Here is an 11,920-nt window from a genome sequence, read left to right as displayed (position 1 = left end):
TGATTTGGCTTTGACGTGATTGTGGCATGACAGACCATCCGTGGTTGTTTGAACCTTTAAAGCGTAGTTCAAAACTGTCTTTTTGCCAATTTATGATGGCTGTCATGATACAAGCTCAAGCTACTTATTATGACTGTCTTTATAAAAGCCAAAGTTTCGACTATTCAATTTCGTCTCAATTTGACTTTCCACATTCTAACTAGCAGAACCTGCATATCGAATTTAGTGGAATGTAAAACTTTCTACCAATCCATCTTTTCCTACTCCTATGCATCCCAATTGGTCATCACAAGCTAAGCTCCAAATATTATTATTACTCAATGATTTCCAGTTATCTGCGCCTTCTTGCCAAACACTCACACCTTGTGGATTAGCAATTAATACATGAATTTTATTGTCTTTTTTGATCAAAGCTGAACCGTAAACTGCGCTTTTTAACGGGAGTTCGGGTAAAGAACTCCATTGCTTTGATACTAAATTGTAACGCAGTGCTTTAGCGGCTTTACCTTGTTCTTTTAAGCTTCCGCCAAAAACATACAGCCATTGCTCAGCTTGTTGTAAACTAAACACCCCAGCCGCTTCACCGCCTGGTAAAGGTACGTCAAGGCTCTGCCAGTCTTGGCCATTTTTTATCAATACACGGGGGCTGATACCATTTCCGGTACCAACATAGATATTGCCGTCTTGACCTTTGTTTAGGCAAGTACCACTGGAGGCAAAACCACCCTCACCTGCTTGTGCTGCAAATGGCAGTGCTTGTCTTTGCCAACTAATACCACCATCGTTGGTAGCGAGAATAAATAGACCGTCTTCATCAGAATCACCATATAACCAGCCATCTTGATCGTTAATAAAGTGCAGACAATCATAGAACGTACTCGCTCGCTGACCGGCAATTTGTAGCTGCCAATTTTTACCTGAATCATGAGTGCGATATATTCGTGAGTTATCGCCTTCACCTGCGCTCATAACAATAAGACCACCCTTACCTAAGGGCTGAATATCTCTAAATTGCAAATTTTCGCTATCCTTGGGGCCTTCGATTTTATTCCATTGTTGGCCATTATCAGTACTTTTATAAATTCCTCCATTGGTACCGCTTGCCCAAATATGTGCCCCGTTACGATGCACTGCTTGAAAACTCACCTTGGGATCAAGTAACTGGACCTTGTCTGCGAATGCAGTAGAACTAATTATTACACCTAGTAGTAAAGAGATTTTTTTAATCATCACAGTAATAGCTTTTATGTTTATTTTCATTAGCTTAGCATGACATTTTACAAATAAAAAACCCAAGACTTAGCTTGGGTTTATGTAGAGTCTTTAGACCTTATTTGTAGGGGAAGTGTTGTTGCCAGTGCGTGGCAATTTGCTCGCGGGTACACAGCCATACTTTGTCATGACTTTGCACATACTCAATAAAGCGTTGCAGAGCGGCCATGCGTGCTGGACGACCTATAATCCGGCAATGCAAACCGATAGATAACATTTTAGGCGCCACTTCACCTTCCTTATACAGTACATCAAAAGCATCTTTTAAATACTGATAAAATTGCTCGCCACTATTAAAACCTTGGGGAGTGGCAAAGCGCATGTCATTGGTATCTAGGGTGTATGGCACCATCAGCAATGGCCTTTCATGTTGAGTATCGTAATAGGGTAAATCGTCGGCATAAGAGTCAGCGCAATAAAGCAAGTCATCTCTCTCAGCCAATAACTTCAGTGTATTAGGACTGGTTCGTCCGGTATACCACCCCGCTGGTTTACTGCCGGTAATAGCCTGATGTAATTGGATAGCCGCATGGATCATTTTTTTCTCTTGGGCTTCAGGCATATCCTGAAAATGGATCCAACGCATAGCATGACTAGCAATTTCCCATTTTGAACTCAACATAGCTGCAACAGCTTCTGGATTGCGTTGCAAGGCCATCGTCACGCCAAATACGGTAATGGGCAGATTATATTGTTCGAACAGGCGATGTAATCGCCAAAAGCCAGCTCGACTGCCGTATTCATACATAGATTCCATACTCATATGGCGATCGGGATAAGCTTGCGCACCAATAATTTCTGAAAGAAACACTTCTGACGCATCATCACCGTGTAAAACACAGTTTTCTCCGCCTTCTTCATAGTTAAGAACGAACTGTACGGCAATTTTAGCTTGATTGGGCCAATTAGGATTGGGTGGATATTGACCATAGCCGATCAAATCCCGAGGGTAAGCATGAATCATAATAATCCTTTAACTCTTAACTTTATTCGTATGAAACTCGTCAGGTATCTTTAGACCGCAGCCCTTTAGAATGAGTTCGACTAAATTTTTTGTCGCGTCGATAAAATCCTGTGACTCCATCGGCTTACCCCTGAGTTCCGTTATTTGTACCGAAAAATCAGCGTAGTGCTGACATGTCGCCCATATATTAAACAACAGATAATAAGGGTCGACTGCTGACAGTTTCCCCAAGGCTATCCATTGTTCAATCACTTCTACTCGCGCTTTCATCCAAGTGGCATGTTGATCTTTAAAAAAGCCGCTCAAATTTGGTGCACCATTGATTATTTCTAGTGCAAATATCTTAGAGGCGTCTGGTCTTGTGCGAGAAATTTCCATTTTATCAGCAATATAATTGGCCAGAACCTGTGCGGGTTCATCTTCGGCAGTTGCCTCATCAAACTCACCATTCCATAAACTTAGTATGTCTTCAAGCAAGGCTAAATATAGCCCTTCTTTACTTCTAAAATAATATAAAACATTGGTTTTTGGTAATTGTGCTCTGTCTGCTATATGTTGCACACGCGTGCCAGCAAAGCCATGTAGGGCAAATTCCACTTCAGCTGCGGCTAAAATCTTATGCCGATTAACTGCTCCTATTGTGTCGTCTTTCTGGTATTCCTTTTGCTTCATTTGACTCTCAATTGTCGTCTTTACTTTCAATTTGATTATTATTGGCTTAGTGCTAAGACCCAAGTTTAAGCGATCTCATACATGGTCATAAGCAATAACAATTCCAACCCTTGACCAAATGGTCTAGTTTTTGATTGTAATTCAATAACGCTATCGTGATAATAGCAAAAAAGACCAATAAGCAAATTTGTCGAGGCCCCAATGCTAAGCTTTTTACTCAACAACAAGCTGATAGAAATAAGCCCACAACAGGCTGATTTAACCGTGCTTGAATATTTGCGCGAACAACAAAAACTGACCGGCACCAAAGAAGGCTGTGCTTCGGGTGATTGTGGTGCGTGTACCGTGGTGTTAGCAGAACGCAAACAAACACATATACAAAACAATCAAGCTAATGCTGAACAATTACATTATCGCCCCGTCAACAGTTGTATTACCTTTATGTCTGCACTTCAAGGCAAACAATTAATTACGGTTGAGCATTTGGCTGCGAATAAAGATTTGCATCCTGTACAACAAAGTATGGTCGACCATCATGGCTCACAATGCGGTTTTTGCACACCTGGTTTTATTATGTCGATGTTTGCCCTTTACCATGATGATAATACAGTTGATCGCGAAACAGTAAATCATGCCCTATCTGGTAATTTATGCCGTTGTACTGGCTATCGTCCGATAATAGATGCCACCCTGCACGCTTGTACTAATCGACAGCCCGATCAATTTGATCAACAGGCAGCACAAGTCATTAAGCAGTTAAAAAATATAAAATCTCAAGATAATGCTCAACAAAACTTATTAACCCCCTTAGACCGAAACGGTTTGCGCGAGGCCATTAACAGACATCCACAAGCGCCTTTATTTGCTGGCAGTACTGATTTAGCTTTGCAAGTCACCCAGCAATTACGCTCCCACAGTACGCTTATTTCTTTGAGTCAAGTCAAAGAGTTGAGACAATTAGAGGTGCATGAAAAGGGCTTACTCTTAGGCGCTGCCTTGCCTTTTAGCGACATTGAACAGCCGTTGTTGGCTTATTTCCCTGCCCTTGAGGAATTATTTACCCGTTTTGCTTCTTACCCTATTCGTAATCAAGCCACTTTAGGTGGCAATGTCGCTAATGCATCACCTATCGGTGATATGCCTCCGGTACTGCTCGCTCTCAATGCCACAATTAACTTAGATGATGGTGTAAACCGTCGTTCGGTTGCAGCTAAAGACTTTTTCCTCGACTACCGCAGCACCGCAATGCAGGCCGGTGAATGGATTGAAGCCATCTATATTCCGTTTGCAGCCGAGCTCTCCCAACTCCGAGCTTATAAAATATCTAAGCGCATGGAAGACGACATTTCGGCGGTATGCGCGGTGTTTAATATTGAATTAAATAAAGGCCTAGTCGCTAACATTTCATGCGGTTTTGGTGGTGTTGCAGCAACCCCGGTCAGTATTGAACTCAATAATATATTAGTCGGTAAACCATGGTCCGCAGCCAGCACTTTCGAATTAGCGATTGCACTAATAAGTGAGTCATTCAGCCCCATTGATGACGTACGGGCCACTAAAGCGTATCGACAGGAGATGTTAGTTAACTTATGGCGCCGTTTTTGGCTGGAAACCAACAGCCAACAGCACGCTATCTCCACCCGCGTAGTGCAAGTCAACCAAGGTCAACAAGGGGTAAGTCATGCGTAAACTCATCGAGCCTGCGGTCAATACCCCCAGCGCCTTTGGCGTTGCAGGTAAAAGCCAAGCCCACGAAAGCGCGAGTAGACAAGTCAGTGGTAGCGCTCGCTACGTCGACGATATGCCTGAGCCTGTTAGCTTGCTCCATGCAGCAGTAGGCCTGAGTCAAGTTACTAGCGGCATTATCACTGAACTCGATCTGAGTGAAGTCAAAAATAGCCAAGGTGTCATTGACGTTATTACTGTAGATGATGTACCTGGACACATTGATATCGGCCCAGTATTCAAGGGAGATCCTTTATTTGCTCACCAAGAAATCCTCTACCACGGTCAGGTTCTATTTGCAGTATTAGCCATTAGTACAACCTTTGCCCGCCAAGCGGCTTTAAAAGCTAAAGTTAAAATTGAATCCAGAGAGCCTTGCTTAAGTGCAGAGCAAGCTAGAGCACAGAATAACTTTGTTCGTCCTATGCACAAGATGCAACATGGCGATTTCGCTGCTAGCTACGCCACAAGTCCCCTGCAAGCCGAAGGTGAATTAATCATTGGCGGCCAAGAGCACCTTTATCTTGAGGGCCAAGTTTCACTGGCCATCCCGGAGGAAGATGATCGAGTATTGGTGTACACCTCAAGCCAACACCCCAGTGAAGTACAAAAACTTATTGCCGAAGTACTCGACGTTAAACTGCACAAAGTAGTAGTTGATATGCGCCGCATGGGTGGAGGTTTTGGTGGTAAAGAAACTCAGGCCGCACAATGGGCCTGCATAGCCGCACTATTAGCCAAGCGCAATAAGGTGGCGGTAAAATTGCGTTTACCCCGTATGCAAGACATGCAAGCCACTGGCAAACGCCACCCTTTCGAAAATCGTTATAAAGTGGGTTTCGATCAACAAGGTCTTATTCAGGCCACCCAAATGGACATTAATGGTATCTGCGGGCATTCGCCCGACTTGTCAGATGCCATTGTGGATCGCGCCATGTTCCACTGTGATAATGGTTATTATCTGGGTGACTGCACCGTTGAAGGTTACCGTTGCCGCACTAACCATGTATCGCATACCGCTTATCGTGGTTTTGGTGGCCCGCAAGGCATGATCATGGCTGAAGCCATGATGGACAAAATCGCCCGTAAAATTGGCAGCGATCCATTAACGGTCAGATTACGCAATTTATACGGTGAACAAAGCCGAAATATGACCCATTACGGTATGAAAATAGAGCACAATTTACTGCCAGAAATAATGGATAAACTCGCCCATAGCGCAGATTATTGGCGACGTCGAGCTGAGCTTGAAAAATTTAACGCCAGCAGTCCTATTATTAAAAAGGGCTTGGCCTTAACTCCGGTGAAGTTTGGTATTTCGTTTACCGCAAAACATCTTAATCAAGCTGGTGCGCTATTGCATGTTTATACCGACGGCAGTATGCAAATTAACCACGGTGGCACCGAAATGGGCCAAGGTCTGCATACCAAGATTGGCCAAATAGTGGCCAACGAATTTGGTGTTCCCTCAGACTGGATTGAGGTCACGTCTACTCGCACCGACAAAGTGCCAAATACTTCGCCTACCGCGGCTTCATCGGGGACTGACCTAAATGGTAAAGCTGCGCAAAATGCCTGTATCATCATTAAACAACGCTTAGCTGAGTTTTATGCCAATTTATGTGCAGCTCAAGCTCAGGACGTAAGCTTTGTTGAGCAACGAGTACATTGTAACGAACACAGCATCAATTTTGTCGAACTTATTCAGCAGGCCTATATCGCGCGAGTTTCACTCAGTACCACGGGCTTTTACAAAACGCCTAAAATTCACTATGACCGTGGCATAGGCAAAGGCCGTCCCTTCTTTTATTTTGCCTACGGAGCAAGTTGCTCGGAGGTTTCTATTGATACGTTAAGTGGCGAATATAAAGTTGAACGAGTTGATATACTGCATGATGTGGGCACAAGCCTTAATCCAGCCATAGACATTGGGCAAATAGAAGGTGGTTTTGTGCAAGGCATGGGGTGGCTCACCAGCGAAGAATTACTGTGGGATCAAAGTGGTAAATTAACCAGTAACAATGCCGCAACTTATAAAATTCCTGCCATTGGCGATATTCCTGAGCAGTTTAATGTTGAACTATTCCCCAGAGCCAACGCCGAGGACAGCATTTATCACTCTAAAGCCGTAGGCGAACCGCCATTTATGTTGGCTAATTCGGTGTGGTGCGCGTTAAAAGACGCTATCTCTAGCATTGCTAATTACAAAATTGATCCAGCGTTGCCGGTGCCCGCTACACCTGAAAAAGTCTATTGGGCGGTATGCGAAGCGCAGCGTTTTGCTGCTCAGGAACAGCCATCATGATAAAGCCACGCACTTGGTTTGATGCCCTGCATCTTTGCCAACAACAAGCCAAAAGTTATGTACTAGTAACCCTTCTGGCCACTGCAGGCTCTACCCCCAGAGATGGCGGCACTAAGATGCTGGTGTGTGCAGATGAAACCTACGACACTATTGGTGGCGGAAACTTAGAGCACAGTGTCACCCAGCGCGCCCGCTTTTTGCTCATTGAAAATCAAAAAAATGCTTTAGCAGGCACATCAAACACCCAACATGTAGAGCACTTTCCACTATCTAGTAAATTAGGTCAATGTTGTGGCGGTGCAACAAATGTTCTGTTTGAGGTATTTGTGTCCCATTGCCAACAGCTAGCCCTCTATGGTGCAGGGCATGTAGCGCAGGCATTAGTACCTATTATTGTGCAATTGCCATTACAAATAGTATGGGTAGATGAGCGAGAAGTACTTTTTAATGAATTTAAAGCTAACTATACCCATGTGGGCGGTAACCTAAAATATGTGCTGAGCGATGAGCCAGTAGCCACAGTCAAACAACTTAATCCTAATCCTTGGATGTTGATCATGACCCACAATCATCAACTCGATTACGACTTAGTCACTGCTGGGCTTGAGCGCCAAGACGTAGCTTATTTAGGCATGATTGGCTCAGATACTAAAGCCCGACGCTTTACTACACGCTTAGGTCATCGAGGCTTTAGTCACGAGGCGATTGAACGATTGATTAGCCCCGTTGGCGACCTCAGCGTGCCGGGCAAAGAGCCTATTAACGTTGCCGTTTCTATCGCCGCTCAATTAATGCAAAAACTACAGGTCATTAATAAAGATCCTGCCAAACAAAAAGCACAGTGGTTAACCAATCAGCAGCTTATTGCAAAATTAGAGACTAACTCATGACCCTCACAGATTTAAATGAACTTAACGCTGATGAAGCTTATAGCTGGTTTAACCAATGCTGTGTATCCAGCCGCTGGTGTAAACTAATGTTAGAAGGCATGCCTTTTGACACTGTTGACTCCCTGATCAGTCTGGCACAACAAAGCTGGCAACAATGTGCAGTTGTCGATTATCTTGAAGCATTTGAGGGTCACCCTATGATTGGTGATGTCGATAGTTTGCGCGCCAAATATGCCAGCACTAAAACCCTAGCAAGCAATGAACAGCAAGGCGCTGCACAAGCGGATGAAGCTACCCTTGTTGAATTAAGCGCCTTAAATCATCAATATCTAGCTAAACATGGATTTATTTTTATTATTTGTGCCACGGGGCTGAGTGCCCAAACCATGCTAACTGCTTTAAAGCAACGTTATGCTAATGATACCCCCAGCGAAATTTCCTTGGCTGCTATTGAGCAGTTAAAAATCACCTTATTACGCCTCAACAAAGGATTAAGCCAATAACATGACTATTAGCCTCTCAAGCCACGTACTTGACACCACGTTAGGCAAACCCGCTGCCAATATGCAACTCACCTTGATTAGCCCACAAGGTAAAGAAATTAGCGCAACAACCAATAGCGATGGACGTTGCAACCAATGGCAAGATACCGACTTTGTGGCTGGCATTTATCAACTGCGCTTTCACACTAAAAACTATTTACTCGCTCACCATGGTGCGGCCTTTTATCCTTTTGTCGATATCCATTTTGAATTAGTTGAAAATGGCGGCCACTATCACGTGCCCTTGCTAATTTCGCCCTATGGTTTTAGTAGTTATCGGGGCAGTTAATGCAGTCAAATACTACTCAGATTAAGCCTAGCAGTATTAAAGGATTCAGAGCACAAATTCTGCATTTTCCTGTGGCCAGTGGTTCGCCAAAATCGGACTACGTATTCTTCATCGATGGCCTATTAGTTACGCGTAACGATAAAATAGAGTTTATTGGCGACTACAAAACTAATATAAATCAATACGATAACTTAGATGTACACGATTATTCTGGTAAATTGCTTTTACCTGGTTTTATCGATAGCCATATGCACTTTCCGCAAACCGAAATGCTGGCTAGTTTTGGTGAACAGCTATTAGATTGGCTCACCGACTACACGTTTCCGGTTGAAAATAAGTTTGCCGACACAGCTTATGCCAGTGCTATCGCCGATGTTTTTTTACGTCAATTATATCGACACGGCACAACCTCGGCAATGGTCTATTCATCGGTGCATAAAGGCGCTACCGATGCTCTATTTCAAGCGGCCCAGCAACACAATATGTTACTCATGGCCGGTAAGGTTTGCATGGACAGAAACTGCCCGCCCTTTTTGCAAGACACCGCACAAAGTGCACAACAAGACAGTGCTGATTTGATTAATAGTTGGCATGGTAAAGGGCGTTCACACTATGTTATCACCCCACGATTTGCGCCAACCAGTACCGAGGCACAATTAGCAGCCTTGGGAGAACTCGCACAGCAATATCCAAGCGTGTTTATTCAAACCCATTTGAGCGAAAATCATAATGAAATTGCTTGGGTAAAGTCGCTTTATCCAGAGCGTAAACACTATTTGGATGTATATAATCATTATGGACTCGTGCGCAAAGGCGCTATCTTTGGCCACGGCATTCACCTAGAACCCGACGAGTGGCAGTGTTTAGCTGAAAAAGGCGCCAGCATCGCCTTTTGTCCTACCTCAAATTTATTTTTAGGTAGTGGTTTATTTGATTTAGCCACAGCAGAGCGGCAAAACATTCCGGTTATGTTGGCCACTGATGTCGGTGGCGGCACCAGTTTTAGTATGCTTAGAACCTTGGGTGAAGCCTATAAAGTTTGTCAACTAAGGGGCAATCAACTTGATCCCATGCACGGCTTATATTTGATGACCCAAGGTGCAGCATTAGGCTTAGGCCTTGAACAGCAGATTGGCAACTTAAACCCAGGCACAGATGCTGATTTTATTATTCTAGACCCCCTATTTGATGAGCTCAGCGCCCTGCGCTTTAAACACCATCACACACCCCAAGATTTAATTTTTGCTTTAAGCATGTTGGGTGATGATCGTGCCACGGTTGCCACTTATATTGCCGGTAAACCTGTATATCAAGCCCCTGTGGCACCTAGATAAAATAAGAAGGAAAAGAACATGCCTTGGTTTGATTGGATTAGTTTATTTACCCGCTGGTTTCACGTTATTGCTGGTGTCGCGTGGATAGGAGCCTCATTTTATTTTATTTGGCTAGACAATAACTTACGCACCCCACCTGATTGGAAAAAACAAAAAGGTATCAAGGGAGATTTATGGGCTGTTCACGGAGGGGGCTTCTATGAAGTGTCTAAATACGCCTATGGTCCTGAACAGATGCCTGAAAAACTGCATTGGTTTAAATGGGAAGCCTACACTACCTGGATCAGCGGCTTTTTACTGCTCGGTTTAATCTATTACCATGGAGCCGCCATTTATTTAATTGATGCCAGTGTAATGGAACTCACACCTGGTGAAGCCATCGCCCGTGGTTTAGGGCTGATCTTCGGTGGTCTATTTATTTATGAATCCGCTTGTCGTAGTCCTTTAGGACGATCTCCTGTGTTTTTTGGCGTGTTTCTTTTAGCCCTCATCACTGTAGCTAGTTATTTAGCCTGTCATTGGTTTAGCGGCCGCGGCGCCTTTATTCATGTGGGCGCGCTGATCGGTACTATTATGGCGGGTAATGTATTTTTTAAAATTATGCCGGCGCAACGCTTAATGGTCGCCGCGGTGGCCAATAAACATGATATTGATCCCGCTTGGGGCCAAGCAGCCAAACTGCGCTCCGTGCACAATAACTACTTCACCCTGCCCTTGTTGTTTATTATGATCAGTAATCATTACCCAATGACATACCAGCATGAGCTTAATTGGTTAATTTTAGTGGCCATAGGCGTGGTATCTGCTTGGATCCGCCATTACTTTAATTTAAAACACATTGGTATTAGTCGTCCTTCAGTGTTGATCACTGGTGCTATTGGTATGTTGCTGATTGCCCTGTGGGTGTCTATGCCGCGCTCAGAGCCGATTAATGAGCAATCGGACACAACGGTAAGTGCAACGCCAGCACAACAATTAAGTGACGAGCAACAAGCGGTGTTTACTACCATACAAACCCATTGCGCCAATTGTCACTCAGCTCAGCCTACCGACGATATTTTTGTGATAGCCCCCTTAGGTTTAATGTTTGATACCTGGCAACAAGTCACAGCGCGCGCGCCACTGATTTATCAACGTGCATCAGTCAGCAAAGATATGCCGATGATGAATAAAACCGGCATGACAGAAGCGGAGCGAGAATTGATTGCAACCTGGTACAAAAGCTTAAATTAAGTGGCTTAGTTGCCTCTCAAAATGAGAGTCCCCTGAGAGCCAATAAGCATCATTCCGGCAGTCTTTAAGCCGAAATAGCCCTGTTTTTAATTTGGGAAGTTAAAAGAAATATATATTTGAACCGCAGAGGGCACAGAGATCACAGAGGAAAATCAGTTAAAAAAAGACAATTGTTATTGAAGTAAAGAGCGAGAGCTGACTGGCTCTAATGTGCTTGAAGCGATTTAACCTTAAGCACTTGCTGAACGCTCCCAATTGGCGAAAAGCAGCTCTTCATAAGGTTTGACAGTTATTTTGATAACAATTTAACGGCAAACTTGTTCAAGCATTTACTGGTATGTAACGCAAGGCAGACTTTACCGCCCGATTGTGGTGCCCAACGAATCGTGGTTACAGTCAAACTTGTTTGACGTAGTCAGTTGTTTGACGTAGTCAGTTGTTTGACGTAGTCAGTTGTTTTTTATGTTTTACACTCATTGTTTAATTAATTCCGCAAACGACCCCAACTGAAAAATCTTAATTGAATTTTCACATCGATATACTGAGGAATGCTCACAAACCCGAAAATAACGTATAAAAAACAATGGGCGTGACTCTTGAAAGTAAGAGCATCTAATTGACGTGGTTGAATAGATACGACCGCCCTAGTTAAGACATAATAGCCTTAACTGGAGATAGATAATGACAGCACGTA

10 protein-coding genes are annotated in these 11,920 nt (G+C 43.8%); 7 read left to right on the top strand and 3 right to left on the bottom strand.

Annotated elements, in window-relative coordinates:
• Window positions 1-222: 222 nt before the first annotated feature.
• From ABKW31_RS22320 to ABKW31_RS22310, 3 genes are all read right to left on the bottom strand, one after another.
• On the bottom strand, window positions 223-1,260 hold the full coding sequence (locus ABKW31_RS22320) for a hypothetical protein (protein ID WP_348618923.1): 1,038 nt from the start codon (window positions 1,258-1,260) through the stop codon (window positions 223-225).
• A 70-nt stretch (window positions 1,261-1,330) separates the two neighbouring features.
• The gene (puuE, locus tag ABKW31_RS22315; RefSeq protein ID WP_348618922.1) at window positions 1,331-2,236 is read right to left on the bottom strand and encodes an allantoinase PuuE; all 906 of its coding nucleotides are present in this window, start codon (window positions 2,234-2,236) and stop codon (window positions 1,331-1,333) included.
• Between the two features lie 9 nt (window positions 2,237-2,245).
• Window positions 2,246-2,908 carry a TetR/AcrR family transcriptional regulator gene (locus tag ABKW31_RS22310; protein ID WP_348618921.1) on the bottom strand — a complete coding sequence of 221 codons (663 nt, stop codon included), beginning with the start codon at window positions 2,906-2,908 and terminating at the stop codon, window positions 2,246-2,248.
• Window positions 2,909-3,109: 201 nt separating this feature from the next.
• Between ABKW31_RS22310 and xdhA the strand changes: the two genes are divergently transcribed.
• Genes xdhA through ABKW31_RS22275 form a run of 7 tightly spaced genes read left to right on the top strand, consistent with a single transcriptional unit; the run spans window position 3,110 to window position 11,226 of the window.
• Window positions 3,110-4,597, top strand: coding sequence for a xanthine dehydrogenase small subunit (gene xdhA / locus ABKW31_RS22305; protein WP_348618920.1), 1,488 nt, complete (start codon window positions 3,110-3,112; stop codon window positions 4,595-4,597).
• Window positions 4,590-6,938 (top strand): xanthine dehydrogenase molybdopterin binding subunit, encoded by a 2,349-nt coding sequence (gene xdhB, locus ABKW31_RS22300; RefSeq protein ID WP_348618919.1) that lies wholly within the window; start codon window positions 4,590-4,592, stop codon window positions 6,936-6,938. Before xdhA ends, xdhB begins: the two co-directional genes overlap by 8 nt.
• Window positions 6,935-7,828 (top strand): xanthine dehydrogenase accessory protein XdhC, encoded by an 894-nt coding sequence (gene xdhC / locus ABKW31_RS22295; RefSeq protein ID WP_348618918.1) that lies wholly within the window; start codon window positions 6,935-6,937, stop codon window positions 7,826-7,828. The genes xdhB and xdhC overlap by 4 nt, the downstream gene beginning before the upstream one ends.
• Complete coding sequence (uraD, locus tag ABKW31_RS22290; RefSeq protein ID WP_348618917.1) at window positions 7,825-8,331, top strand: 2-oxo-4-hydroxy-4-carboxy-5-ureidoimidazoline decarboxylase; 507 nt, start codon at window positions 7,825-7,827, stop codon at window positions 8,329-8,331. Before xdhC ends, uraD begins: the two co-directional genes overlap by 4 nt.
• Before the next feature lies 1 nt (window position 8,332).
• Complete coding sequence (gene uraH / locus ABKW31_RS22285) at window positions 8,333-8,659, top strand: hydroxyisourate hydrolase (RefSeq protein WP_348618916.1); 327 nt, start codon at window positions 8,333-8,335, stop codon at window positions 8,657-8,659.
• Complete coding sequence (gene guaD / locus ABKW31_RS22280; protein WP_348618915.1) at window positions 8,659-9,993, top strand: guanine deaminase; 1,335 nt, start codon at window positions 8,659-8,661, stop codon at window positions 9,991-9,993. The genes uraH and guaD overlap by 1 nt, the downstream gene beginning before the upstream one ends.
• 18 nt (window positions 9,994-10,011) lie before the next feature.
• A complete protein-coding gene (locus ABKW31_RS22275; protein ID WP_348618914.1) occupies window positions 10,012-11,226 on the top strand; it encodes a urate hydroxylase PuuD in 1,215 nt (404 codons plus the stop codon).
• Window positions 11,227-11,920: the final 694 nt, after the last annotated feature.

The sequence above is a fragment of the Paraglaciecola sp. 25GB23A genome (genome assembly GCF_040012495.1).
GTDB lineage: Bacteria > Pseudomonadota > Gammaproteobacteria > Enterobacterales > Alteromonadaceae > Paraglaciecola.
Note: the sequence above shows the minus strand (reverse complement) of the source record. Positions and strands in the feature narration are given on the sequence as shown.